We start from the raw sequence: 24,161 nt of genomic DNA, 5'->3' as shown, positions 1-24,161 counted from the left end.
GGAAAGTGGCCACACCATGGGAGGGACCCACCAAAGCAACAGCCCCCCCGGCTAGCCCACCCCCCACCCGGACCCCCCCCCACCACCACCACAAGCGCGGCGGCGCCGGCGCCGCCGATGAACTGGCGCCGGCCCATACTGGGTCGCCCGGCGCTCCCGGCGCCGGGCCGGCTTCCAAGGATCCGTTGCTGCCGCCGCATGGCGACTCCTCTTCGTCGGTTCGGTCAGCGACCTGTCCCGCCCGTCCCTGATCGCAGGGATCCCCCGGTCAAGCGGATTTATGTTTGCGCAAACCTATGTCCGCCGCCCATCAGCGTCAAGATGGTGCCGGTGAGGTTTCTGAGTGGACGACATCGGTCACTACGCTGGGCCTCGTAGGCTTGACGTCGTGATATGCATGTTTGCGTAAACAAGAGAAGCGGGCGCACGAGGGCTCAGGGAACGATTTCCGCGGCCCTGGGCGGAGATGTACGCTGTCGGCGGCGACACGTCCTTGAGCGACGTCGAGAGCGCCGGCGGCCAGGCCCTGACCGGCCCGTCCCCGCCTTTTCGTGCGCTCCGCCCGCTGCGATGACGAAGGGAGACGCCCGGCGTGGTTCGAGCACCAGGCACGAGAGCGTCCGGAGGGCCGTCCATGGCCGACGTCGCCGAACTCGCCGGGGTCTCCGGCCAGACCGTCTCCAGGGTCGTCAACGGCAACGACCGCGTGACCGCCGCCACCCGGCTCAAGGTCGAGACGGCCATGAGACAGCTGGGCTACCGCGCCAACATCGCCGCGCGGGCGCTGGCGACCGGCCGGTTCGGCACGATCGGCGTCGTCACGTTCAATCTCAGCGCCGTGCTCAACGTGCGCATCGTCGAGTCCGTCGTGACCGGCGCCCAGGCCCGCGGCTACTCGGTGAGCATCGCGGTGGTCGACGCACCCACGGAGAAGGACGTGCGCGCGGCCGTGCGCGGTCTCACCGACCGGGCGGTCGACGGCGTGATCGTGATCGAGGCGCGCGTGCTCGACACCCCCCACCTCCAGCTGTCCGACGAGGTGCCCCTGGTCATCGCCGACAGCAAGGCGGCGCACCGGCATCCGACGTTCGGCATGGACGAGGCGGCCGGCGCCCGCGCCGCCGTCGACCACCTCCTGGAGCTGGGGCACGCCACGGTCCACCACGTGGCGGGGCCCGCCGGGTCCAATCCCGCCCAGCGGCGCAGGGCGGCCTGGCAGCGGCTGCTGAAGCGGGCGGGACGCACGATCCCGCCGCCCGTCGTCGGCGACTGGTCGCCGCGGTCCGGCTACGAGGCGGCTCTCCGCCTGCTGGCCGACGACTCCGTGACCGCCGTCTTCGCCTCCAACGACCAGATGGCCGTGGGCGTCCTGCGGGCGGCGGCCGAGCTGGGCCGCCGGGTTCCCGACGATCTGAGCGTCGTCGGCTTCGACGACCTCGACTTCGCGCCCTTCCTCACCCCGCCGCTGACCACGGTGCGCCAGGACCTCGCCGCGGTGGGGCGCCGCTGCCTGGAGCATCTGATCGCCCAGATCGAGACGCCCGCCGGACCCGCCACGGCCGCCGGCACGAGCCGGTTCGTCCGTCCCGAGCTGGTGATCCGCGCGTCCACCGCGCCGCCGCGCCGCTGAGCCCGCGCCGACCGGCCATTGACAGCGCGATCGAGTTAGCGCAAACATGACCGGCGAGTGCGCCGATGACCACCGCTCATCCCCCAGGGAGCAACCATGCTGCGCCGACTGCCGATCCTCACCATGACCGCGGTTCTGGCCTTCTCGACCGCCGCCCACGCCACCACCCAGGAAGGCGGACCCGTACGGAACGACCAGCCCCGCGCTCTCGGAGCCCTCGGGGCGAACTTCAACCAGAACCTCGACGCGCTGGACTACCGCGAGCTGCGGGAGGCCGGCGCCCGCTGGGTGCGCGGGTTCTTCCCGATGCCCGCGGCCGACGACGTCAACCCCGCCGATCACTTCGCGATCCGCACCCTCACAGAAGCCGCTGGACGCGGCCACGACACCCTGCTGAGCCTGAAGTTCCCCTACAACCAGGCGTCCTTCCCCGCGCCCGGCAGCAAGGAGATGGCCGCGGAGCTGGCCCGTCTCGACCGGGTGCTGCCCGCGGTGATGGGCAAGATCGACATCATGACGATCGGCAACGAGCCGTTCATCGAGAGCCTGCCCGCCGAACGCGACGAGCGGCTCAACGCCTTCTACGAGACCGTCGCCCGGCACGTGATCCGCTATCGGCGCGAGCACTGCGGCGCGGGCTGCGGCACCAAGCTCTACATGGGCGCGCTCAACCGGCTCGACCTGGCCGACCGCCGCACGCCCGCCGCTGAGCGCTGGATGACCTTCGTCCGCGAGACTCCGGAGATCGAGGGCGTCGACATCCACCCCCACGTGCCCGCGCCGGAGAACACGCAGCCGTTCCTCGACTACATCCTGCCGCGGATGCGCGCGGGCCAGACGTTCCTCGTCACCGAGTTCTCGCTGGTGTGGCACTGGAAACGGCACATGGAGGACCCCGTCGCGGCGGACTTCGCCCAGCGGTACGGATTCGCCCCCGGCACCAAGGTCTGGCAGGTGATCAAGGCCGCCGTCGACGACCCCTTCCCGCAGCGCAAATGGCGTGACTTCCTGACCAGTTGCCCGTGGTTCACGAGCCAGTCGACCTTCCTGCGCGACCAGATGCGGCTCTACCGCGGCACCGGCCGGCTGGCGGTGGCGACGTACGGCTTCAAGCAGGACGACCTGATGGTGCGCAACTTCGGCCCGGACAAGGACCCGTGGCTGCTCAACAGCGTCTTCGCCGCCTACACCGTCAAGCCGCGCGGAGACGGGACGTCCGCTCCCAACTACTGGCTCGGCGCCTTCAAGGCCCAGCAGCGGACCTGACTCCCCGCCGTCCCGCCTGCCGGCCGGCGCGGCGGGGTCCCGGCGCCGCCGGTGGCACGGCCCGCGACATGCCGCGCACCCGCGCATCGTGCGGGCGGGCCGGGTCGTTGGCACCATGGTCACGACCGGCGTGGAGCGCGGCAGGCGCTCCCGGGAGTCCCGAAGGAGCTGACAGGATGCCGAACACCTGGCTGACCGGCCGTTTCCGGCTCGATGTGCCACTCGTCGGCGCGCCGATGGCGGGCGTGGGCGACGGGCGGCTCGCCGCGGCCGTCTCCAGGGCGGGCGGGCTCGGCATGGTCGGCGTGCCCCCCACCGCGCCTGGCTCGTGGGTCACCGAACAGGCGGCCGTGGCCGCCGCGAGCGGGCGGGCGTACGGCGTCGGGCTGATGGCCTGGGCGCTGCCGGGCAACCCCGGCCAGTTCGAGGCGGTGCTCGCGGCCCGTCCCGCCCTGGTGTCCGTCAGCTTCGGCGACTACCTGCCGTACGTCGGACCGCTGCGGGAGGCCGGCGTCACCGTGGCCGTCCAGGCGGGCACCACGGACGAGGCCCGCGCCGCCGAGCGGGCCGGGGTGGACCTGGTCGTCGCCCGCGGCGGCGAGGGCGGCGGGCACGGGCGCGCCGACGTGGCCACGCTGCCGCTGCTGCAGAGCGTTCTGGACGTGGTGGACGTGCCAGTGCTCGCCGCCGGCGGTATCGCCACGGCCCGCGGCCTGGCCGCCGTCCTGGCCGCGGGCGCGGAGGGCGCCTGGGTGGGCACCGCCTTCCTCGGGTGTTCGGAGACGACCGCCTCGGAGGCGGCCCGGCAGCGGATCCTCGACGCCGGCGAGACCGGCACCGCGTACGGGCGCGTCTTCGACGTGGCCCAGCGGCTCGCCTGGCCCTCCGAGTACGGCGGCCGCGCCCTGCGCAACACGTTCTTCGACCGGTGGGCGGGCCGGGAGGCGGAGCTGGCCGGCGACGAGGCGGCGCAGTCGGAGCTGGCGCGGGCGCGTCGCGAGGGCGACTTCGACACCGCCTGCGTCTACGCCGGGCAGGCCGTGGGCCTGGTGCGGCGGCAGCGCACGGCGGCCGACGTGGTAGCGGACTTCGCCACCGCCGACACCCTGCTGTCCCGCTTCACCACCCCCCGCTGACCCCGGCCGCTTCGCTCTCCTGGCGGCTGTCGAACCGCACGCCGGGGAACCCGGGCTTCCCGTCGAGCAGGTCCGCCGGGGCGCCCTTCAGGTGCCGGTCGAAGAACGCGAGCGTGTACGCGTTGATGATGGCGTGCGCCCGCTCGGCGCCGATCGGCCCGGCCAGGCCCGCCGCGCGCATGAGCGGCGACCAGAGGGGCGCGTCGGTGTAGTCGACGTGGTACGCGCCCGGCACGAGCACGAAATAGCCCGCTCCCGGCAGCTTGTCGTACAGCGCCCGCATGGTGATCTGGTGCCGCTCGACCTCGGCCTCGTCCCAGCCTTCTCGGCGCATGGTCGCGGCGTCGCGGGTGAGCCACATGGCGGGCTGCTCGATGCCGTCGCGCACCACGCCTTCCGGCATGGGGGCGTCCATGATCAGGCAGGCGCGCAGGCGGGGTTCGCGCGCGCAGGCCTGCGCGGTGACGATGCCCCCGAGCGAGATGCCGAAGACTCCGGTACGCCGCAGGTCCAGCCGCCCGGTCAGGACGCCGCGGGGGTCGGCCCGGTCGAGCCCGGCCAGCCGGTCGAGCGTGAAGGTCACGTCCTGCGCGAGGTGCGGGATCATGCCGTCCGGGAGGGGGCGGCCGTTCAGCACCGGCGCTGTCGCGGCCGGCTTGAGACTCTGGTCGACGAGCGCCATCAGGCTGTCGCGGGGCAGCCCGGCGATCGAGCGCCCGTCGGGGAAGCGTACCGATCCGGCGGTGTACGGCTGGTCGATGGCGACGACGACGTAACCGCGGGAGACCAGGGGCTCGACCTGGAACATGTTCATCTGCCGGAAGCCCTGCGCCCCTTCCAGGAAGACCAGCACCGGATGGCGGCCGGGCACGGCGGGGGCGGCGGTGACGGCGTTGCTGGTCGACTGGCGCATGTGCTGGAAGGTGGCGTCGGGCACGCCCGCCAGCCGGGCGACCGCGGTGATGACTCCGGGATCCTCCACGTACGGGGTGCGCGGGGCCGACGGGTCGGGCCGCGCCGGATACCAGATCTGCACCATCAGCTCCCGGCGCGCGGCCGGGTCCGGGCCGAGGATCTCCTGGCGGCCGGCGTCCTTCCAGTGATAGGTCAGCGTGCCGATGCCATGCGGGCCCTCGGGCGGGGGGAAGCGCAGCACCGGCAGCACCATCGGCAGGGCCACGGCCGGCACCAGCGCCATCGCGCCGAGCGCGGTGCCGAGCCTGCCCGCCCGGGCGGGAACGGGCGGGCGCAGGATCCGCCAGAGCCACCAGGCCGGTAGCGCCACGGCGAGGGCGTACGCGGGGACGAGCGGTATGCGGGCCCCTTCCACCAGCACCTGCGCCACGGCGGCGAGCGCGGCGAGCGGCGCCACGTGCCGCGCCCGGCGCAGCGGCGGCACCGCGAGCACGAGGAGCGCCAGCAGGTCCACCGCCACCAGCACGATCTCGAAGGGTCTCATTCCGTCCTCCTCTCCTGGTGCCTCCAGGATCAGCGAACAGGCAGTAACTGTCAACACGGCAGCTGCTGACAATAAGGGAACACCCAGTACGCTTGCCCCGTGCCCCTGACCCTTCGCCAGCGCAACCGGCTGGACGCGATCCACCGGATCATGGACACCGCCATGGACCTGTTCGACGAGCGCGGCTACTCCGCTGTCACGATCGAGGAGATCGCGGCCGCGTCCGGCGTGTCGCCGCGCACCTTCTACCGCTACTTCGGCACGAAGGAGGGCCTGTTCACCGCCGATCCCCTCGCCGCCGTCGGCATCGACGGCTACTCCGGCCAGATCGACCCCGGCGACCTGCCGGGCACGCTCGAACGGCTGATCACCCTCATCGGCGAGGGCCCGGACGCGTCCGAGGGCGAACCCCGCAGGTCCTGGCGGGGGATGCGCTACGTCATGGAGGAACCCTCCGTGCGGGCCGCCGTCTACGGCGCGCTCGACGAGGAGGCCGAGCGGCTTGCCGCCCTGCTGCGGGACGCCGGCCAGAGCCCGGCACGGGCCCGCGTCCTCGCCCGGTCCTACCTGTTCGGCGCCTATTTCGGCGCGCTGGAGCAGTGGCACCTCGACGGCCGCTCCCGCCCGCTGCTCGACTACGTGCGGGAAGGCCTCGCGGCCCTCGCCGGCCAGAGCGCAGGCGGCGGCGCCCAACGGCGGGAGCAGGCGTGAAACGGCCGGAGCACCCGCGAGACGCGGGCACTCCGGCCACTGTCAGACCGACGGCACGACCCGGTTAGCGGGCACCCCGGCCGACGGCACGATCCCTCCGGGGGTCCCGGCCGGGGCGGGCACCGTGGCGCCCGCCCCGGCCGAAGCGCGTGCTACACCACGGCACCCGACCCCTTGCGGGCCTCGGGGGCGCGGCGCTTGACGGGCTCGGGGGGCGGCCGCCGGTCGAACCGGGACAGCACGATCGCCGTGGGCCCGGCCACGAAGGCGGACGAGAGCGTGCCCATCACGATGCCGGCGACCAGCGCGATCGCGAAGTCCTGCAGCGAGTCGCCGCCGAAGACCATCAGGGCCATCAGGATGAACAGCGCACCTAGCCCGGTGTTGACCGTGCGCGGCATGGTCTGCAGGATCGCGCCGTTCACCGACGCGGCGAACGGCTCCTTGCGGCGTGCCGTCCACAACTCCCGCACCCGGTCGAACACCACGACCTTGTCGTTGACCGAATAACCGACGATGGTCAGCATCGCGGCGAGGAAGACACCGTCGATCGGCTTGCCCAGCCACGCGAACAGGCCCGCGACCACGAACACGTCCACGAGCAGCGCGGTCACCGTCGCCGCGCCGAACGTCCACCGGAACCTGACCGCCAGGTACAGCAGTTGCATCGCGACGGCCACGCCGAGCGCGATGAGCGCGTTGCGGCGCAGTTCCTCGCCCAGGCTCGGGCCGATGAACTCCTCGCGCTGCTTCGTCACCTCGCCGGCTTCCCGCTCCAGCTCCTGCTCGATCTGCGCGGCCTCGTTCAGGCCGAGCTCGGCCGCGCGCACGGTGACGGTGTCGCCGCTGGACTGCACCACCGCCGTCGGCAACCCGGCGCGCGAGACCGCCTCACTCGCGGCCTCGGCCGGGATCGGGCGGTTCGTGGTGAACTCCACGAGCCGGCCTCCGGTGAACTCGACGCCGAAGTTCAGCCCGCGGACGAGCAGCCCGGCGACGGCCACCAGGACCAGTCCGCCCGCGACCGCCAGCCACACCTTTCCGGCCTTCATGAGCTGCGGGTTCCTGCGCGCCAGCCAGGTCCTGACAGTGCCGGGCGAGCCGACGCCCGACAGGCGGGGGCTCATCTTGTTCATGGCGATCTCGGTGAGCACGCGGGTGATGAGCATCGCGGAGACGAGCGAGGCGAGCACACCGACGGCCAGCGTCACGCCGAAGCCCTTGACGGGTCCCGACGCCAGCCAGAACAGCAGGCCGGCGGCGATCAGGGTGGTGATGTTGGAGTCGGCGATGGCGCTCCAGGCGTTCTTGAAGCCCTTGGCCATCGCCGACTTCAGCCCTCTCTTGGGCGCCTGGCCGTACTCCTCCCTGGCTCGTTCGAAGACGAGCACGTTGGCGTCGATGGCCATGCCGATCGCCAGCACGAACCCGGCCAGGCCCGGCAGCGTCAGCGTCGCCCCCATCGCCACCAGAGCCGCGTAGGAGATCAGGCCATAGCAGACCAGCGCGATCGTGGACAGCAGCCCGGACAGGCGGTAGACGGCGATGATGAACCCGGCCGTCAGGATCAGACCCACGACCGCCGCCTGGGCGCTCGCCTCGATGGCCGCCTCTCCGAGCGTCGGGCCCACCGTACGCTGCTCGACCATCGCGAGCGGGACGGGCAGCGCACCGCCCTTGATCAGCACGGCGAGGTCACGGGCCTCCTGATGCGTGAACGAGCCGGTGATCTCGGACTTCCCGCCGGGGATGCCCACCTGGCAGGCCACGGACGGGTCGAGCGGCGGCGAGGAGATGATCTCCTTGTCGAGCACGATCGCGACCCTGCGCTTGGGGTCGCCGACCGGCTCGCAGGCGGCCGCGCCGGTCAGCTTCTGCCAGGCGGCGGCGTCGCGGAAGTCGAGGGTCACGAACCACCCGGGGCCGCGCTGCGGGTCGCTCTGCTCGGCGGCATCGCTCACCCCGTCGCCGGTGATGGCGGCCGGCCCGAGCTTCAGCGGCTGCCCGTTCTCGTCGGGCAGCGCCGACTTGTCCCCCTGTTCGGCCGCGCCCGTCACGGGGTGGAACGCGAGCTGCGCGGTGCGGCCGATGACCTCGGCCGCCTTGCGCGGGTCGAGCACGCCGGGCAGCTCGACGATGATGCGCTTCTCCCCCGAGCGGACCAGCGTCGGATCGACCACGCCGAGCGCGTCGGCCCGCTGGCGGAGCACGGACAGCGCGCGGTCGGTGGCGGCCGCGTCGGCCTTCACGGTCGGTGAGTCTCTCGCCTCGAAGACGAGCTGGGTACCGCCGCGCAGGTCGAGGCCCAGACGCGGCTCCATGGACAGCGTGAGTACGGATGAGATCGCGATGACGGCGAGCGCCGTCACCGCACGCCAGAACGGCGCACGGAACATGGCAGCCTCCACAGGCTAGACGTGCGGGAAAAGATCGTCAGTGCGCTGTGGAGGGAGGCGCGCGGGCAGGCGACGCCACCGGCTTGCGCTGCGCGGTGGCCTCGGGGGCGGGCCTGGAGACGACCACGGCCCACGCGTGCCGGAAGTCCAGGAGCTCGGAGGCGGGCAGCGCCGCGCCGCCCGCGCCGGTGAAGGTCTGCGTGCCGGCCCAGATGCGCGCGGCGGCGGGCTGGAGCGGGTGCTGCCGGGCGGCGGGCTGTTGCCCGGCGGCGAAGGTGGCGCTCTTGACCGTGGTGACCGGCTGGACGGGCTGCGCGTGCGCGACGGCCGGCAGGAACCAGGAAAGGAGGAAGACCAGTGCGGCAGGCAGTTTCCCGCGCATCTCTCCCCCTCTCCCTCAAAGCTCCCAGCCTAGCCCTCTGCGGCCGGTGCGAGGATCATTCCCGCCCGCGCGGCGGGGCACGCCGGACTCGGCCTGAACCGTCCGCGCGCCGGACTTCCATCCTTTTGCCCGGAACACCGATCCGGCTTAGCCGCCGTTGAAGGTCGCGAGACTACGCTTCCGTAATGCGGCTTACCAGTTGCTTCGGCGGCTCGCCGCGGGGGGATTGACGACGTTCTCCCGCGTCCCGCAGCGCCGGCACGGCGGCCCACGGGGAGGCCACGCATGAACACAGTGCCCGGATTCATCGCCGGTCCGAGCGGATATCTCGACGCCCGGCTGGGGATGGCGCCCTTCCTCAAACGCAACCTGCGCAAGATATTCCCGGACCACTGGTCGTTCCTGCTGGGCGAGATCGCCCTCTACTCGTTCATCATCCTGGTGCTCACCGGAACGTTCCTGACCTTCTGGTTCACGCCCAGCATGGGAGAGGTCGTCTACGACGGCTCCTACGCGCCGCTCAGGGGCGTGGTGATGTCCGAGGCGTACGCCTCGACGTTGGAGATCTCCTTCGACGTGCGCGGCGGTCTCCTGCTCCGGCAGATCCACCACTGGGCCGCCCTGCTGTTCACCGCCGGCCTGATGGTGCACATGATGCGGGTGTTCTTCACCGGGGCCTACCGCAAGCCGCGCGAGCTGAACTGGCTGATCGGCATCACGCTCTTCGTCCTGGCCCTGGCCGAAGGGCTCACCGGCTACTCCCTGCCCGACGACCTGCTGTCCGGAGCCGGGCTGCGGATCACTCAGGGAGTGCTGATGTCGATCCCGCTGGTGGGCATGTACCTGTCGTTCCTCCTGTTCAACGGCGAGTATCCCGGCGACGCCGTGATCCAGCGCTTCTTCACCCTGCACATCCTGCTGCTCCCCGGCCTCCTCATCGCGCTCATCACCGCCCACCTGGTGCTGATGTGGGTGCAGAAGCACACGCAGATGCCGGGCAAGGGCCGTACCGAGAAGAACGTGGTGGGCGCGCCGCTGCTGCCCGCCTTCATGGCGAAGTCGGGCGCGTACCTGCTGTTCACGGCCGCCGTGCTGGCCGGGCTGGCGACCTTCGCCCAGATCAACCCCATCTGGCTGTACGGCCCCTACTCGCCGGCGGACATCTCCGCGGGATCCCAGCCGGACTGGTACATGGGCTTCCTCGAAGGCGCCCTGCGGATCATGCCCTCCTGGGAGATCAACATGTTCGGGACCGCCCACGCGGGCACGCTGCCGCTGAGCGTGCTGATCCCGGCGCTGGGGCCGCTGGGCCTGATCCTCACCGGTCTGGTGCTCTATCCGTTCATGGAACGCTGGGTCACCGGCGACCGCGGCGAGCACCACATCGTGGACCGGCCGCGCAACAACCCGCACCGCACCGCGATCGGCGTCACCGGCATCACCTTCTACGGCCTGCTCCTGGTGCTCGGCGCCAACGACCTGATCGCGGTCTACTTCAACGTCAGCCTCAACTGGACGACGTACGCGGGCCGGGTGCTGATCTTCGTTGGCCCGGCGGTGGCCTACCTGGTCACCTACCGGCTGTGCCTGGGCCTGCAGCGCTCGGACGCCGCCACCATCGACCACGGGGTGGAGGCGGGAGTCATCCGGCGGCTGCCTCACGGGGAGTTCATCGAGGTCCACACGCCGCCATCGGACGACGTCGAGGCCCACCTGCGCGGCAGGTCAGCCATCCCGATGTTGCCCGGAACGCCCGGGGACGGCGACCGGGTCCCGCCCGAGAGCGCCCGGGGCCCGCTCGGCCGGCTCAGGCTGAGGATGAGCCGCGCGTACGGCGAGGAGCAGATCCCGTACGGCGACGGCCACGACGGCGAGCAACAGGCCGCGAGGACCCCCGAGAAGAAGGCTCCGCCAGACTGACGCCCGCCACGTCGTCGCCCGTCACGCCTGCGCGCGTCCGTGCTGGAGCGCGCCCCGCAGCCAGCGGCCGAGGCCGCCGGAGGCCGGCCGGCCGCGCCAGGCCAGATGCGCGTCGGGACGGACGAGCCACACCTCGTCGTCTCGCCAGCCGGCCGGTGTGAGCACGACGACGCGCTCGCCCAGGGCCGCGCCCGCCTCCGAGCGGCACGCGGGCGCGGCGCGGGGGGTGGCCAGCAGCGCCCAGCGCCCGCCCAGTTCGGCATGCAGCCGGGTGACGTCGCCGTGCGCGTCGACGCACCGCAGGTCGGGAACGCGGTCGCCGGATCGTGGCCGGCGGCCGGGCCCGGGCAGGGAGCCGCGGACCGCCAGAGGGCCGCGGCGGTAGCTCACTCCCAGCTGCGAGGCGATCTGGGTGGATCGGCGCTGCACCGCGGGGTGGTTGCCCAGCGGCACCAGCACCCACTTGATCAGCAGCCGCAGCAGCGGGCTGTCGCCGATCTGGAGGCGGGTGGTGGCGCTGGTGTTGCGGAGCACCTCGGTCGCGAGGGGGCGGCGTTCGTCCTGGTAGGTGTCCAGCAGCCGCTCGCCGCCGTGGCCCTGGATGACGAGCGCGAGCTTCCAGGCGAGGTTCTCGGCGTCGCCCATCCCCGTGACCATGCCCTGCCCGCCCATCGGGCTGTGGATGTGGGCCGCGTCGCCGGCCAGCAGGACCCGGCCCTTGCGGTAGACGTCAGCCAGCCGGCGGTGGACGCGGAAGACCGACGCCCAGACCGCGTCGAGGATCTTCTCCCCGTCGAGGCCGGCGCGCTCGCCCACCAGGCGGCGGAAGACCGTGAGGATCTCGGGCTCGGTGAGCTGCTCGTCCTTGGCGCCCGGCAGGTAGGCCATCAGCCGCCACCGGTCGTCCGATTCGCCGCCGGGCATGGGCATGGCGAACAGCGGCCCGTCCGGGTGTGCCCACCCGTGTCCACCGGCGCGGGCGAGATCCCAGCCGGCGTGCACGTCGGCCAGGAGCCACTGGTCGGTCAGCGGCGCGCCGGGAAAGGGGATGCCGGCCAGCTTGCGGACCGTGCTGTGGCTGCCGTCGCAGCCGGCCAGCCAGCCGGCGCGCACCTTGCGCCCGCCCTCGAGCACGGCGGTGACCCCGTGGTCGTCCTCGGCGAGGTCGGTCAGGGCGGTGCCCCATTCCACGTCGACGCCCAGCTCCGCCAGGCGGGCGCGGAGCTGGGCCTCGATGTCCGTCTGGGGAAGGACCAGCGCCGGTTTGGGCGTGCCCGGGCCGGCCTCGCCGAAGCGGGTGACGAGCGCGGCCCGCCCGCCGATGTACGTGGTCAGGACGAGCGACGGGGCCGAGCGGCCGGGCAGGTCGCCGAGCGCGCCCAGCCGGTCGAGCACCTCGGCGCCGCGCGCGTGCAGGATGTTGGCGCGCGAGGTGGTGGCCGGGGCCGGCGCCTGGTCCACCACCCGGACCGCCACCCCGTGCAGCCGCAGGGCGCAGGCCAGTGCGAGACCGGCGGGCCCGGCCCCGACCACCAGGACCTCAGCGGATTCTCTCATGGCGACCACCTGCTTGTGATTGACGTCAGGACGGAACTGTTACGTTCCCTCGTCATCACGGTAGCCTCCCACTACGATGGAACACAACTGTTCCGTCTCAATGGAGGGCCTTCCGGATGCCCGACGCCACCTCCGGCCCCGACCGCCGGCCGGCAGGCGCGGCCGTGCTGCGCGCCGACCTCACCGACGCGATCCGCAAGGCGGCTCTGGACGAGCTGATCGACAGCGGCTACGCCCGGATGTCCATGGACGCCATCGCCCGCCGGGCGGGGGTCGGCAAGGCCGCCATCTACCGGCGCTGGGCCTCCAAGGAGCCGCTGGTGCTGGAGATCCTCACCCGCCTGGCCGACGAGGCCGTGCCGCTGCCCGACACCGGCACCCTGCGCGAGGACGTCGAAGGCTTCGTACGCCACGCTTCCGCGCTGCGGGCCGACCCGCGGACCATGCGCGTCCTCACCGACCTGACCGCCGAGGCCACCAGGAACCCGCGCCTGGCCGCGGCCCTGCAGACCAGCGCCGAGCAGCCCCGCCGCTCCGCGGGGGCCCGGCTGCTCCACCGCGCCGCCGAACGGGGCGAGCTGCCGGCCGACCTCGACACCGAGCTGGCCGTCGACTGCCTGGTCGGGCTGGCCTACCTGCGGCCGCGCACCCCGTGGCAGCCCGCGGAGTCCCTGGACGACCACATCGCGCCGCTCGTGGAGGTCATCCTGGCCGCGCTGGCGGCCTGCCGCCGCCGGTAGCTCCGTCCAGGGCCGGGCCCGGCGGACGTCCGGGCCGCGTGGCGCAGGTCACCCTTTTTCTCGCCGGCAACCTCTTTGACCGCACCCGCGATCGGCGTAGTGTGACCTATTGACCAGATTTCACATCGAGTCAAGGAGTTCTGGTGCGGGAGCGGGCGGACCGGATTCTCGACGCGGCCGGGGAGTTGCTGCTCCGGCACGGTTACCGCAAGGTCACCGTCGACGACATCGCCGCACGGGCCGAGGTCGGCAAGGGCACCGTCTACCTGCACTGGCGCACCAAGCACGAGCTTTTCGACGCCCTGCTGTTACGCGAGTCCATCGAGCTCGTGGAGGAGTTCACCGCGCTGATGCGCCAGGATCCGGCGAACGTGCAACCGCACCGCTTCGCGCGCGTGTCCTTCCTCGCCATGTGCCGCAAGCCGCTCCTGCGCGCGGTGCTCACCACGGATCTCGACCTGCTCGGCAAGCTCGCCAAACACCCGATGCGCAGCCACGACCTCCTCGCGACCGAGCGCTTCTACCAGGTCGCCGAGAAGTACGCGCTGCTCAGGACCGACGTGCCCGACCTGCCGTACACGATGACCGCCGTGCAGACGGGCTTCTACCTCCTCGACGGCTCCGAGAGCGCCGAATCCGCGCTGGACGAGGAGAGCAGGGCCGACGCGCTCGCCTTCGCCGTACGCGAGGTGTTCGAGCCGGCGGAGCAGCCCTCGCGCGAGGTGCTCGCCGCGGCGGCGACCGAGTTCATCTCGATCTTCACGGAACTGGTCGCGCCCTACCGAAAGTGGATCTACGACTAAGGAGAGGCGATGGCCGACATCGTCCAGCGGTACGCCATTCCCCCGCAACACTTCTGGTTGCACGGCCCGCGATCGGGCCGGCCGGTCGAGTTCGACGCGGCCACCGGGATATGGAACGTCTACGGCTATCCGGAAGTGCACGAGATCCTGGGCGATCCCGCGACGTTCTCCTCCGACACCATGCGCGTGATTCCGAAGCACCTGATGCCGGAGGCGGAGGAGTTCTCGATGGAGGGCTTCATCACCCAGATCGACCCGCCCGAGCACGGCAAGCTGCGCAAGCTGGTCAGCAGCGCGTTCACCAGGAAGGTGGTCGCCGATCTCGAACCGCGGATCGCCGCCCTCACCCACGAGCTGCTCGACGCGGCGGCCGAGCGCGGCCGGTTCGAGCTGGTGACCGACCTGGCCTACCCCCTTCCCGTCATCGTCATCGCCGAGTTGCTGGGGGTGCCCAGCAGCGACCGCGCCCTGTTCAAGCAGTGGGCCGATGCGCTGTTCGAGCGTGACAACAAGCTCTCACTCACCGAGCAGCCGGAAGACCGCGACACCGAGGCGGTGCTGAAGCCGTGGAAGGAGATGTCCGGCTATCTCGCCGCCCACGCCGCGGAGCGCAGGGCGCGACCCCGCGCCGACCTGCTCACCAAGCTGGTCGAGGCCGAGGTGGACGGCGAACGGCTGCCCGACGACCAGGTGGTCAACTTCGCGATCGTCCTCCTGCTCGCCGGGCACATCACCACGACGATGCTGCTCGGCAACACGGTGCTGTGCCTCGACGCCTTCCCCGAGCAGCAGGACAGGGTCCGGGCCGACCGCTCCACCGTTCCGGCCGTGATCGAGGAGTCCCTGCGCTACTTCACCCCGTTCGCCGCCCTCGCGAGGACCACCATGCGCGAGACCGAGCTGGGCGGCGTGACGATACCCGCCGACCAGCTCGTGATGGGGTGGCTGGGACCGGCGAACCGGGATCCGCGGCAGTTCCCCGACCCCGGCGCCTTCGACCCGGGCCGCGACCCCAACCCGCATCTCGCCTTCGGCCGCGGCATCCACTTCTGCCTCGGCGCGCCGCTGGCCCGGCTGGAAGGACGGGTCGCGCTCGACATCCTGCTCGACCGCCTCGACCCCCTGCGCGCCGACCCTGACCAGCCCGTGGAGTTCATTCCCACCCCGACCATGACGGGAGTGCGCCGCCTCCCGCTGCTCTGGCCGTCGTCCTGACCGCGCCCCGCCGTCCTGGACGAGCCCTGTGCCCGCCCCGGCCGGCGGAGCGGTCAGGGCGTCGTACGGACCGGCAGGGAGGTCAGGGCCCGCTTCATCCCGGGCTGCCAGCCGATCTCCGAGGCGGGCACGCTCAGGGTGAGCCCGGGAAAGCGGTCCAGGAGGGTCGCGAGGGCGATCTGGGTCTCGCACCGGGCCAGCGCCGCGCCCAGGCAGTAGTGGATGCCGTGGCCGAAGGCGAGATGCGCGTTGTCGGCGCGGCGCAGGTCCAGCCGGCCGGGCTGGTCGAAGCGGCGCGGGTCGCGGTTGGCGGCCGCGTACACCACCTGCACCGCCTCCCCCTGCGGGATGGTCACGCCGCCGATCTCCACGGGCTCCAGCGTGTAACGCAGGACGGCGATCTCCGCGCTCCCCGTGAAGCGCAGGAACTCCTCGACGGCGTCGGAGATGTCACCGGGGTCGAGGCGGCGGGTGAGCAGGAGCCAGACGCTCTGGCTGATGAGGCCGACGGTGGTCTCGTGCCCGGCCATCAGGATGCTGATCGACATCGAGATCAGTTCCTCGTCGGCGAGCCGGTCGCCGTCGGCCTCCTGGGCCCTGATCAGCCCTGACAGCAGATCGTCGCCGGGATCCGCACGCTTGGCGTCGATCAGCCGGGACATGTGTCCGACCAGTCCCCTGGCGCCGGCCGCGACCTTCTCCAGGTCGGGAGCCGTGAGATCGGCGGCCCAGGAACGCCAGGTGCCGCGGTCCGCCGCCGGCACGCCGAGCAGCTCGCAGATCACCTGGACGGGCAGGGGGTAGGCGAAGCGCTCGATGAGGTCGAACTCCTCGGGCAGGCCGGACACCAACGCGTCGACGATCTCCTGGATGCGCGGGCGCAGGCTCTCCACCCGGCGGGCGGTGAACTCCCGCGACACCAGCCGCCGCAGCCTGGTGTGGTCGGGCGGGTCGTTGACGCCCAGCGTGCGCAGCAGGTAGGGGGCGACGTCGCCGGGCAGCCCTGCGACGGCGGCCAGGTCGATCGTGGACTGCCGGGTGACGTCGCTGCTGAACCGCGGGTCCGTGAGCACCGCGACGCTCTCGGGATAGCCGGTCACCAGCCAGACGGGGCTGCCGTCGATGTAGGTGCCCCGGCACACCGGCCCCTGCCTGGCCAGGTCGGCCAGGAACGCGTCTCTGTCGGGGGCGGTCAGCAAGCCGGCGATGTCGGTCATGGTCATGTCTCCTCGATGGCGAAATCGGTCATGGCGGCAGCGCTGTCACCGCGCCCGCCGCTCCTTCCTGACCGCCTCCCAGGCCGTCAGGGCGCGGTCGTCGGCGAACACGCCGTCGGTGAAGATCTCGATGCCGGCCCGCGAGTAGCGCAACGTGGCGTCCATGTCGTGCGGGTCCGGAAGGCCGAGCACCCGCGACAGGTGCTCGCCGAAGGCCAGCGGGGCGAGCAGCCAGGTCACGTAGATGGCGGCGCGGGCGCGCGGGTCCTGGCTCGGCCGTGCCCACCCCTCCGCCACGCCCTGTTCCAGCCACTGCTCGGTGGTCTCGACGATCTCGTCGTAGAGCGCCGCCGCCTCGGGGCTGCCGTCCAGGAACGCCCGGCCGAGATATCGCCGCACGGGGCCGGCGGCCTCCAGCATCGCCGCCAATCCCGCCGTGTCCCCCAGCGCCTCGACGCCGGGGCCGCCGCGCACGAGCGAGATCACGTACGCGTCGCACTCCTTGCGCAGGCCCTCCTTGCTGCCGAAGTGGTGCAGGACCAGGGCGTGGGAGACGCCGGCACGGGCGGCGACCGCACGCAGGCTCACCCCGCTGACGCCCTCGGCCCCGAACAGCTCCAGGGCGGCGTTCCTGATCCTGGCACGCGCTTTGAGATCGTCCGTATCTGACCGCATGCTCAGCATAGTAACCATATGGTCAGCTGACTGTACAACTGGTAAGCCATGGGGCGCTCAGCGCACGTGATCCACGGCATACCGTTACATCAAATGGATTTGATAGAGTCGGCGCGGTCAGCCGGCCACACCAGGGAAAGGACCGCGGCGGTGAGCGAGCACGTCACCGGAGGCTCCGGCGGGGCGGGGGCGTCCTGGCGCGCGGTCCGGGAGGTGGCGCTGCTCTTCCTCAAGCTGGGCACCATCGCCTTCGGCGGCCCGGCCGCGCACACCGCGATGATGCGCGACGAGCTGGTGCGCCGCCGCGGCTGGGTGAGCGACGAGCGCTTCGCCGACCTGATGGGCGCGACCAACCTGATCCCGGGGCCCAACTCCACCGAGCTGGCCATCCACCTGGGCCACGACCGTGCGCGCATGCGCGGCCTCGTCGCGGCCGGGGTCTGCTTCATCCTGCCTGCCGCGCTCATCGTCACCGCCCTGGCCTGGGCTTACGTCACCTACGGCAGCACGCCCGCGGCCGAGGGCCTCCTGTACGGCATCGTCCCGGCGGTGATCGCCATCATCGCCCACGCCCTGTTCGGCCTGTGGCGCACAGTGATCAAGACCGGGTGGCTGGGCGCCCTGGCCCTCGCCGCGCTGGCCGCCTACCTGGCGGGGATCAACGAGCTGCTGATCCTGGCGGCCGGGGCGCTGCTGGCCTCCGCCGTACGCCTGCCGCGCCGGCTGCCCCGCCGGCTGCCACGCCGGCTGCCACGCCGCCCGCCCGGCGGCCAGAACCGGCTGCCCGGCGTGCTCGCCGCACCGCTGCTCGCCTTCGGCGGATCTCCCCTCTTCCCCGACCCGACCGGAGGTCAGCTGACGCAGCTCTTCCTCACCATGCTGAAGATCGGCTCGGTGCTGTACGGCAGCGGCTACGTGCTGCTGGCCTTCCTGCGCGGCGATTTCGTCGAGCGGCTCGGCTGGCTCAGCTCGCAGCAGCTCGCCGACGCGGTCTCCATCGGCCAGGTCACCCCCGGGCCGGTGTTCACCACCGCCACCTTCGTGGGCTATGTCGTCGCCGGGCCGATCGGCGCGTTCGTGGCCACCGTGGCCATCTTCCTGCCGTCGTTCGTCTTCGTCGGCCTGCTCACCCGGCTCACCGGCTGGCTGCGCTCGAGCCGGTGGGCGTCCGCCCTGCTCGACGGGGTGAACGCCGCGGCGCTGGCGCTCATGGCCGGGGTCTCCTACCAGCTCGCCCGCACGGCCGTCGTCGACCCGCTGACCGCGGCCATAGCGGTGTTCAGCCTGGTGCTGCTCTGGACGACCAGGCTCAACAACGCGTGGTTGATCGCCGGCGGCGCGGCCGTCGGGCTGGCCCGCACGCTGCTCGGCTGAGTCCATCAAATGCTTTTGATGTATTCTGGCGGCATGGTGCCCACCGGCCGAACCGCCCCGGCGTTCGTACGCATGGCCGCCCATCCCCTGCGGTGGAGCCTGCTGACCGCGCTGGCCACCGGCGACCACCGGGTCCGCGAGCTCGTCGAGCTGCTCGGCCACCCGCAGAACCTGATCTCCTACCATCTGCGGCTGCTGCGCGGCAGCGGGCTGGTCACCGCCCGTCGCAGCAGCTTCGACGCCCGCGACAGCTATTACCACCTCGACCTCGATCGCTGCGCGCACGCGCTGGCCGAGGCGGGCGCCGCCCTCCATCCGGCGCTGCGCCTCGATCCCGCCCCGCCACCCGCCCCGTCATCCGGCGACGTCCCGGGCCCTCCCCGGGTGCTGTTCGCGTGCACCGGCAACAGCGCCCGCTCGCCGATCGCCGCCGCGCTGCTGCGCCACCGCGGCGGCGGGCACGTGGAGGTGACCAGCGCCGGCAGCCACCCGAAACCGAGCGTGCATCCCAACGCCGTACGCGTCCTGCGCGAGCAGTACGGCGTCGACCTGACCGACCGGCGGACGCGCCATCTCGACACCGTGGCCCACCGCCGTTTCGATCATCTGATCAGCCTGTGCGACAAGGTCCGCGAGATGCATCCCGTGTTCGGCGGCCGGCCCCGGCCGGCGCACTGGAGCATCCCCGACCCGGCCGCGCCGGGCGACGACGACCAGGCGAGCTACCCCGCCTTCCTGCGCACGGCGGCGGAGATCGACACCCGCATCCGCTTCCTGCTGCCCGTTCTCACCCGCACCGCCGCCCCGGAGGTAACGTCATGACCACGCCACCCGCCGAACTCGCCGGCGTCCGCTACATCGTCGACGACGTGGCCGCCGCCGTACGCTTCTACACCACCCACCTCGGCTTCACCCTGCGCGCCAACCCCGCGCCCGCCTTCGCCGACGTGGTCCGCGGCCCGCTGCGGCTGCTCCTGTCCGGGCCGGAGAGCTCCGGCGCCCGGGCCACGCCCGAGGGATCCGCCGCGCCGGGCCGCAACCGCATCCATCTCACCGTCCACGACCTCGACGCCGAGATCGACCGGTTGCGCGCCGCCGGGCTGTCCTTCCGCGGCGAGGTCGTCGCGGGGCCGGGCGGGCGCCAGATCCTGCTCGCCGACCCGGCCGGCAATCTCGTCGAGCTGTTCGAGCCCGCCGGGCGCTGAGCCGCGATCATCTGCAGCGCCGGTGCACCTCGTCCACCCGTTCGGTGAGACCGGCCCTGTCGAGGTGTTCGAGCAGCGGCACGGCGACGCGGCGGGTGGTGCCGAGGGCGTGGCTGGCCTGGCTGACCGTGAACGGCTGCGGCAGCCGGCTCAGCAGTTCGGCCGCCCGGGCGTCGGCTCCCGGCAACAGCGCGACTCCTTCGCCCACGCGCAGCAGGCTCCCGGCCCGTTCGGCCGCGGCCAGTTCCCGCGGGCCCAGGCCCAGCTCCGCCAGCCGGCCCGCGTCCGGCGCGTGGAAGGGCCGCGCCGCCAGGTCCCGTCTCAGCCGCTCGACCGCCCTGGCCACCCGCTCCGGCAGGCCCGCGGGCCCGGCCACGATCCGCCCTCCGGCGAGCGTGAGCGGCGGCCGTACCAGCGTGGCGACCAGCTGCCGGTCGGGCAGGCCCAGCTCGTGGCGGGCCGCCTCGATCGGCATGGCGGGATCGAGGGGATGGCCGGCCGCGTAGTGCCGCACCGCCTCCACGAGCCGCCGGCCCAGATCCCTCCAGTGTCCCGGATCGGCGTACCACTCCCCTGACGTTCCGGGAGCGCCCGGCGCGACGCCCATGGCACGCAGGTCGGCGGCGCGCAGCAACCGGTGCAGGCGCAGCGCGTACGCCGTGCCTGACGCGACGGCCTCCGGCAGTGCCGGCTGCAACGGGGCCGGCTGCAACGGGGCCGGCTGCAACGGGGCCGGCTGCAACAGGGCCGGCTCCGGCAGCGCCGATTCCAGGAAGGCCGACTCCAGGAAGGCCGCGCGCTGCCTGGCGGCGCCCCTGCGGCCCAGGGCGGGCGGGCTCACGTCGAGGACTCTCGCCCCGGCGAGCACCCGCATCTCCGACCGGTCGCGTCCGGGATCACGCAGCAGCAGCACGTCGCCGAGGTGCAGCGGCACCGGCCGGGCCAGCCGCAGCCGTACGACGCGCCCGCCGAGCGGCCGCGCCTCGGCCGCCACCGCCGCCGACCCGATGTGGACCGTCAACCGCCGGGGCAACCCGGCGGCCTCGCGCCGCGGTCCTGCCACGTGGCCCCCGACGCTGGTGACGCGCACGTCCACCAGGTCGGTGGCCGTCCAGCCGCCCGGCGTGACGAGCGCGTGCCCGCGCCCGGGCACGTCATGGCCGCGCAGGTTGACCGCCACCCTGGCGACCCCGGTCACCGTGTCCCGCGGCTCCTTGAGCGACTCGAGCCCCCTGACCCGCACCGGCTCGCCGGCCAGCAGCAGTTCGTCGCCCACCGAGACCGTTCCGGCGGGCAGCGTGCCGGTGATCACCGTTCCGCTGCCGGTCACGCTGAACGCCCGGTCGATCCAGAGCCGTACCGCTGCGGCCGGATCGGGCCGGGGCAGCCCGGTCACGAGCCGGTCCAGCGCCCGCCGCAGCTCGGGCAGCCCCTGGCCGGTGCGACCGCTCACGGCGACCGCCGCCACCTCGCCGAGGCCGGCCGTGTCCAGGCGGGCGAGGGCCTGGGCGACCACCGGGGCCGGATCGGCGAGGTCGGACCGGGTCACCACGAGCAGGCAGTGCCGTACGCCGAGAGCCTCCAGGGCCACCAGGTGCTCCTCCGACTGGGGCATCCAGCCCTCGTCGGCCGCCACCACGAACATGACGGCCGGCACGGGCCCGACCCCCGCGAGCATCGTGGCGAGGAACCGTTCGTGGCCCGGGACGTCCACGAACGCGAGCCGTCCGCCCGACGGGAGTTCCGTCCACGCGTAGCCGAGTTCGATGGTCAGGCCGCGCCGGCGTTCCTCGTCCAGCCGGTCGGGCTCCATGCCGGTGAGCGCGCGCACCAGGGTGGACTTGCCGTGGTCGACGTGCCCCGCGGTGGCCACGACGTGCATCAGTCCCGCACCTCCGCGGCCGCCAGCACCGCGCGCTCCACGTCGTCGTCGCGCTCGGGCGGGACGGTGCGCAGGTCCAGCAGCAGGCGAGCGTGCTCGATCCGCCCGACGACCGGCGGATCGCCCGTCCGCAGCGGTACGGCGAGCCGTTCGGGCAGGCCCACGGCGGCGCTCGGCAGCCTCACGCCGGGCGCGCCGCCACCTCCCACGGCGGCCGTGCTCGGCACGCTTGACGCGTCGACCCCGGCGCCCGCCAGCCGGCCCGCCAGGACCTCGGCGCGCCTGGCCAGCGCCGCCGGGGCGGCGTGCAGCGCCTCCCGGACCGGCGGTGCGGGACCGCGCAGCGTCGCCTCCAGCGCGGCGAGCGTGAGCTTGTCCACCCGCAGCGCGCGGGCGAGCGGGTGCCGGCGGCAACGTTCGACCAGGTCGCCGCGGCCCAGGAGGAGCCCCGCCTGCGGCCCGCCGAGCAGCTTGTCACCGCTGGCCGTCACCAGGTCGGCGCCCGATTCGATCATGGTGGTGGCGTCCGGTTCCGCGGGCAGCAGCGGCTCGCGGACCAGCAGGCCCGAGCCGATGTCCACGACGACGGGGACGCCCAGACCGGTCAGCTCCGGCACCTCGGCCGCGCCGGTGAAGCCCTCGATCCGGAAGTTCGACGGGTGGACCTTGAGCACGAACCCCGTCAGCGGCCCCACCGCGTCGGCGTAGTCGCGGGCGGAGGTGCGGTTGGTGGTGCCCACCTCGCGCAGCCGCGCCCCGGTGGAGGCGAGCAGGTCGGGGATGCGGAACCCGTCACCGATCTCCACCAGCTCGCCCCGGCTGATGAGGATCTCCCGCCCGGCGGCGAGCGCGGTGGCGACCAGGACGAGAGCGGCGGCGTTGTTGTTGACGACGTGCACGTCCGCCGCGGCGGGCACGGCCGCGGCGAGCGCCTCGACCGCGCCCCGTCCTCTCCGCGCCCTGGCGCCCGTCACCAGGTCGAACTCCACGTCGGCGGGCCCCGCGGCGGCGGTCATCGCCGCGACGGCCGCAGCCGACAGCGGCGCCCGGCCGAGGTTGGTGTGGATCAGCACGCCCGTGGCGTTGACGACCGGGCGCAGGCTCGCCGCGTGCGCCGGGAGCGCCGCCACCGCCGCGTCGGCCACGTCCCCCGGGCCGATCTCGCCCCGCCGCGCCCGATCCTGGGCAGCCGCCACCGCCGCCTTGACCACCGGCCTGCCGAGCCGCCCGCCCGCCTCCACCAGGCGCGGGTCGGCGAGCACGGCGTCGGTGCGCGGCACCAGCCTGCGACGGTCCATGTTCCCGAACATAAGCGGAGGCGGACGGGAATCGAACCCGCCAGGCCGAGGACCTCGACCTCGTCGGTTTTGAAGACCGCGGGGGCCACCAGGCGCCCAGACGCCTCCAGGGGAGAACCTACCCACCGCGGGGTAGGTGACCCGGCGGCACACGCGAACTGCAGTGAGGACAGCCATGACATCGGCGAACGTGGTGGAGGACGGCCCGGTCCGGCTGACGCGGTACGCGCACGGAGGCGGCTGCGCCTGCAAGATCCCGCCCGGCGAGCTGGAGGCCGTCGTCGCCGGTCTGAAAGCGCCGCGTCCCGGCTCGGCCGGCTCACCGGCCGGCGAGCTGATCGTGGGACTGGACGACGGGGACGACGCCGCCGTGGTGGGGATCGGCGGTGACCGGGCGGTCGTGGTCACCGCCGACTTCTTCACGCCCGTGGTGGACGACCCGTACGACTGGGGGCGCGTCGCGGCGGCCAACGCCCTGTCCGACGTGTACGCGGTCGGCGGGGAGCCCCTCGTCGCGGTGAACCTGCTCGGCTGGCCCCGCGATCGGCTGCCGCTCGACCTGGTGAAGGAGGTGCTGCGCGGCGGCCTGGACGTGGCGCGGGAGGCGGGCTGCCACGTCTCCGGCGGCCACAGCGTGGACGACCCGGAGCCGAAGTACGGCATGGCGGTCACCGGCCTGGCCGACCCGGCACGGCTGCTGCGCATCGACGCTGCCCGGCCCGGACTGCCGATCTCGCTGACCAAGCCGCTCGGCATCGGCGTGCTCAACACGCGGCACAAGGCGACGGGCGAGGTGTTCGCGCAGGCGGTGAAGACGATGACCACGCTGAACCGCGACGCGGCGCGGGCCGCGCTGGCCGCCGGGGTGGCGTGCGCCACGGACGTGACCGGATTCGGCCTGCTCGGGCACCTGTACAAGCTCTGCCGGGCGAGCGGCGTGACGGCGGTGGTGGACGTGGCGGCGGTGCCGTACCTGGAGGGCGCCCGGCAGGCGCTGCGCGACGGCTACGTGAGCGGCGGCACCCGCCGCAACCTCGACTGGGTACGGCCCCGGCTCGACCCCGGCGGCTTCGGCGAGGACGAACTCCTGCTGCTGGCCGACGCCCAGACGTCGGGCGGCCTGCTGGTCGCCGGCGAGGTCCCGGGCGCGCCGGTCATCGGCGAGCTGGTCCCCCTGGACGGCCCTCACCTCCGCCTGCGCTGACGCCTCCGGCAGCGTGCCGTCCTCGACGAGCGCCGGCGGACGTGCGCGGGCGGCGACGCCGCGTCTCGTCCCTCACGAGAACCTGCCGCCA

The 24,161-nt window shown here is 73.1% G+C and carries 20 protein-coding genes and 1 tRNA gene; 12 read left to right on the top strand and 9 right to left on the bottom strand.

Annotated features, from left to right (window positions below):
- Nucleotides 1–634 precede the first annotated feature (634 nt).
- The 3 genes from ACZ6SA_RS13810 to ACZ6SA_RS13800 all read left to right on the top strand — a co-directional run bounded on the left by ACZ6SA_RS13810 (nt 635) and on the right by ACZ6SA_RS13800 (nt 4,032).
- Nucleotides 635–1,630: a LacI family DNA-binding transcriptional regulator gene (locus ACZ6SA_RS13810; protein ID WP_347647416.1), complete on the top strand. Its 996-nt coding sequence runs from the start codon at nt 635–637 to the stop codon at nt 1,628–1,630.
- Between the two features lie 96 nt (nt 1,631–1,726).
- Nucleotides 1,727–2,896 (top strand): hypothetical protein, encoded by a 1,170-nt coding sequence (locus tag ACZ6SA_RS13805; RefSeq protein WP_443154991.1) that lies wholly within the window; start codon nt 1,727–1,729, stop codon nt 2,894–2,896.
- 176 nt (nt 2,897–3,072) lie between these two features.
- Nucleotides 3,073–4,032 (top strand): NAD(P)H-dependent flavin oxidoreductase, encoded by a 960-nt coding sequence (locus tag ACZ6SA_RS13800; protein ID WP_465828132.1) that lies wholly within the window; start codon nt 3,073–3,075, stop codon nt 4,030–4,032.
- Here ACZ6SA_RS13800 and ACZ6SA_RS13795 read toward each other — a convergent pair.
- Nucleotides 4,016–5,491 (bottom strand): alpha/beta hydrolase family protein, encoded by a 1,476-nt coding sequence (locus ACZ6SA_RS13795; RefSeq protein ID WP_465828131.1) that lies wholly within the window; start codon nt 5,489–5,491, stop codon nt 4,016–4,018. The genes ACZ6SA_RS13800 and ACZ6SA_RS13795 overlap by 17 nt on opposite strands.
- A gap of 99 nt (nt 5,492–5,590) precedes the next feature.
- Here ACZ6SA_RS13795 and ACZ6SA_RS13790 point away from each other — a divergent pair, with 99 nt between their 5' ends.
- Nucleotides 5,591–6,202: a TetR/AcrR family transcriptional regulator gene (locus ACZ6SA_RS13790; protein ID WP_465828129.1), complete on the top strand. Its 612-nt coding sequence runs from the start codon at nt 5,591–5,593 to the stop codon at nt 6,200–6,202.
- Nucleotides 6,203–6,354: 152 nt separating this feature from the next.
- Here ACZ6SA_RS13790 and secD read toward each other — a convergent pair whose 3' ends face one another.
- Both secD and ACZ6SA_RS13780 read right to left on the bottom strand, forming a co-directional pair.
- On the bottom strand, nt 6,355–8,598 hold the full coding sequence (gene secD, locus ACZ6SA_RS13785; RefSeq protein ID WP_347647411.1) for a protein translocase subunit SecD: 2,244 nt from the start codon (nt 8,596–8,598) through the stop codon (nt 6,355–6,357).
- Between the two features lie 37 nt (nt 8,599–8,635).
- Nucleotides 8,636–8,980: a hypothetical protein gene (locus ACZ6SA_RS13780; protein ID WP_347647410.1), complete on the bottom strand. Its 345-nt coding sequence runs from the start codon at nt 8,978–8,980 to the stop codon at nt 8,636–8,638.
- 285 nt (nt 8,981–9,265) lie between these two features.
- On the opposite strand from ACZ6SA_RS13780, the gene qcrB reads away from it, so the two are divergent.
- On the top strand, nt 9,266–10,900 hold the full coding sequence (qcrB, locus tag ACZ6SA_RS13775) for a cytochrome bc1 complex cytochrome b subunit (protein WP_465828127.1): 1,635 nt from the start codon (nt 9,266–9,268) through the stop codon (nt 10,898–10,900).
- Nucleotides 10,901–10,921: 21 nt separating this feature from the next.
- Here the strand turns inward: qcrB and ACZ6SA_RS13770 are convergent, their stop codons facing one another.
- The gene (locus ACZ6SA_RS13770; protein WP_465828125.1) at nt 10,922–12,457 is read right to left on the bottom strand and encodes an FAD-dependent monooxygenase; all 1,536 of its coding nucleotides are present in this window, start codon (nt 12,455–12,457) and stop codon (nt 10,922–10,924) included.
- Nucleotides 12,458–12,573: 116 nt separating this feature from the next.
- Here ACZ6SA_RS13770 and ACZ6SA_RS13765 point away from each other — a divergent pair, with 116 nt between their 5' ends.
- The 3 genes from ACZ6SA_RS13765 (at nt 12,574) to ACZ6SA_RS13755 (ending at nt 15,215) form a co-directional block, all read left to right on the top strand.
- Nucleotides 12,574–13,197 carry a TetR/AcrR family transcriptional regulator gene (locus ACZ6SA_RS13765; protein ID WP_465828123.1) on the top strand — a complete coding sequence of 208 codons (624 nt, stop codon included), beginning with the start codon at nt 12,574–12,576 and terminating at the stop codon, nt 13,195–13,197.
- Nucleotides 13,198–13,340: 143 nt separating this feature from the next.
- Nucleotides 13,341–14,000: a TetR/AcrR family transcriptional regulator gene (locus ACZ6SA_RS13760; RefSeq protein ID WP_465828121.1), complete on the top strand. Its 660-nt coding sequence runs from the start codon at nt 13,341–13,343 to the stop codon at nt 13,998–14,000.
- A gap of 9 nt (nt 14,001–14,009) precedes the next feature.
- Nucleotides 14,010–15,215, top strand: coding sequence for a cytochrome P450 (locus tag ACZ6SA_RS13755; protein WP_465828120.1), 1,206 nt, complete (start codon nt 14,010–14,012; stop codon nt 15,213–15,215).
- Between the two features lie 53 nt (nt 15,216–15,268).
- Here ACZ6SA_RS13755 and ACZ6SA_RS13750 read toward each other — a convergent pair whose 3' ends face one another.
- Together ACZ6SA_RS13750 and ACZ6SA_RS13745 are read right to left on the bottom strand one after the other, a co-directional pair.
- A complete protein-coding gene (locus ACZ6SA_RS13750; protein WP_465828118.1) occupies nt 15,269–16,438 on the bottom strand; it encodes a cytochrome P450 family protein in 1,170 nt (389 codons plus the stop codon).
- A gap of 39 nt (nt 16,439–16,477) precedes the next feature.
- Nucleotides 16,478–17,107, bottom strand: coding sequence for a TetR/AcrR family transcriptional regulator (locus ACZ6SA_RS13745; RefSeq protein WP_465828117.1), 630 nt, complete (start codon nt 17,105–17,107; stop codon nt 16,478–16,480).
- 150 nt (nt 17,108–17,257) lie between these two features.
- On the opposite strand from ACZ6SA_RS13745, the gene chrA reads away from it, so the two are divergent.
- The 3 genes from chrA to ACZ6SA_RS13730 are packed head-to-tail and all read left to right on the top strand — an operon-like array spanning nt 17,258 to nt 19,686.
- Nucleotides 17,258–18,481, top strand: coding sequence for a chromate efflux transporter (gene chrA, locus ACZ6SA_RS13740; RefSeq protein ID WP_465828115.1), 1,224 nt, complete (start codon nt 17,258–17,260; stop codon nt 18,479–18,481).
- Between the two features lie 33 nt (nt 18,482–18,514).
- Nucleotides 18,515–19,303: an arsenate reductase/protein-tyrosine-phosphatase family protein gene (locus tag ACZ6SA_RS13735; protein WP_465828113.1), complete on the top strand. Its 789-nt coding sequence runs from the start codon at nt 18,515–18,517 to the stop codon at nt 19,301–19,303.
- Nucleotides 19,300–19,686: a VOC family protein gene (locus tag ACZ6SA_RS13730; RefSeq protein WP_347775189.1), complete on the top strand. Its 387-nt coding sequence runs from the start codon at nt 19,300–19,302 to the stop codon at nt 19,684–19,686. Before ACZ6SA_RS13735 ends, ACZ6SA_RS13730 begins: the two co-directional genes overlap by 4 nt.
- A 7-nt stretch (nt 19,687–19,693) precedes the next feature.
- Here the strand turns inward: ACZ6SA_RS13730 and selB are convergent, their stop codons facing one another.
- The 3 genes from selB to ACZ6SA_RS13715 form a co-directional block, all read right to left on the bottom strand.
- Nucleotides 19,694–21,568, bottom strand: a complete 1,875-nt coding sequence (gene selB, locus ACZ6SA_RS13725; RefSeq protein WP_465828111.1) for a selenocysteine-specific translation elongation factor — start codon at nt 21,566–21,568, stop codon at nt 19,694–19,696.
- The gene (selA, locus tag ACZ6SA_RS13720; protein ID WP_347647398.1) at nt 21,568–22,866 is read right to left on the bottom strand and encodes an L-seryl-tRNA(Sec) selenium transferase; all 1,299 of its coding nucleotides are present in this window, start codon (nt 22,864–22,866) and stop codon (nt 21,568–21,570) included. The genes selB and selA overlap by 1 nt, the downstream gene beginning before the upstream one ends.
- A 14-nt stretch (nt 22,867–22,880) precedes the next feature.
- A tRNA-Sec gene (locus ACZ6SA_RS13715) sits at nt 22,881–22,974 on the bottom strand.
- A gap of 67 nt (nt 22,975–23,041) precedes the next feature.
- On the opposite strand from ACZ6SA_RS13715, the gene selD reads away from it, so the two are divergent.
- Nucleotides 23,042–24,070, top strand: a complete 1,029-nt coding sequence (selD, locus tag ACZ6SA_RS13710) for a selenide, water dikinase SelD (RefSeq protein WP_347647397.1) — start codon at nt 23,042–23,044, stop codon at nt 24,068–24,070.
- Nucleotides 24,071–24,161: the final 91 nt, after the last annotated feature.

The sequence above is a fragment of the Nonomuraea sp. NPDC049378 genome, assembly GCF_055586745.1.
The sequence above is the reverse complement of the archived record's forward strand: the minus strand, read 5'-3'. Positions and strand labels throughout refer to the sequence as shown.

Excerpts from the sequence above, each read along its gene's own strand:
- ACZ6SA_RS13810 (WP_347647416.1), top strand. The coding sequence starts at position 635 with ATGGCCGACGTCGCCGAACTCGCCGGGGTCTCCGGCCAGACCGTCTCC.
- ACZ6SA_RS13805 (WP_443154991.1), top strand. The coding sequence starts at position 1,727 with ATGCTGCGCCGACTGCCGATCCTCACCATGACCGCGGTTCTGGCCTTC.
- ACZ6SA_RS13800 (WP_465828132.1), top strand. The coding sequence starts at position 3,073 with ATGCCGAACACCTGGCTGACCGGCCGTTTCCGGCTCGATGTGCCACTC.
- ACZ6SA_RS13795 (WP_465828131.1), bottom strand. The coding sequence starts at position 5,491 with ATGAGACCCTTCGAGATCGTGCTGGTGGCGGTGGACCTGCTGGCGCTC.
- secD (WP_347647411.1), bottom strand. The coding sequence starts at position 8,598 with ATGTTCCGTGCGCCGTTCTGGCGTGCGGTGACGGCGCTCGCCGTCATC.
- ACZ6SA_RS13780 (WP_347647410.1), bottom strand. The coding sequence starts at position 8,980 with ATGCGCGGGAAACTGCCTGCCGCACTGGTCTTCCTCCTTTCCTGGTTC.
- qcrB (WP_465828127.1), top strand. The coding sequence starts at position 9,266 with ATGAACACAGTGCCCGGATTCATCGCCGGTCCGAGCGGATATCTCGAC.
- ACZ6SA_RS13770 (WP_465828125.1), bottom strand. The coding sequence starts at position 12,457 with ATGAGAGAATCCGCTGAGGTCCTGGTGGTCGGGGCCGGGCCCGCCGGT.
- ACZ6SA_RS13765 (WP_465828123.1), top strand. The coding sequence starts at position 12,574 with ATGCCCGACGCCACCTCCGGCCCCGACCGCCGGCCGGCAGGCGCGGCC.
- ACZ6SA_RS13755 (WP_465828120.1), top strand. The coding sequence starts at position 14,010 with ATGGCCGACATCGTCCAGCGGTACGCCATTCCCCCGCAACACTTCTGG.
- ACZ6SA_RS13750 (WP_465828118.1), bottom strand. The coding sequence starts at position 16,438 with ATGACCATGACCGACATCGCCGGCTTGCTGACCGCCCCCGACAGAGAC.
- ACZ6SA_RS13745 (WP_465828117.1), bottom strand. The coding sequence starts at position 17,107 with ATGCGGTCAGATACGGACGATCTCAAAGCGCGTGCCAGGATCAGGAAC.
- ACZ6SA_RS13735 (WP_465828113.1), top strand. The coding sequence starts at position 18,515 with ATGGTGCCCACCGGCCGAACCGCCCCGGCGTTCGTACGCATGGCCGCC.
- ACZ6SA_RS13730 (WP_347775189.1), top strand. The coding sequence starts at position 19,300 with ATGACCACGCCACCCGCCGAACTCGCCGGCGTCCGCTACATCGTCGAC.
- selB (WP_465828111.1), bottom strand. The coding sequence starts at position 21,568 with ATGCACGTCGTGGCCACCGCGGGGCACGTCGACCACGGCAAGTCCACC.
- selA (WP_347647398.1), bottom strand. The coding sequence starts at position 22,866 with ATGGACCGTCGCAGGCTGGTGCCGCGCACCGACGCCGTGCTCGCCGAC.
- selD (WP_347647397.1), top strand. The coding sequence starts at position 23,042 with ATGACATCGGCGAACGTGGTGGAGGACGGCCCGGTCCGGCTGACGCGG.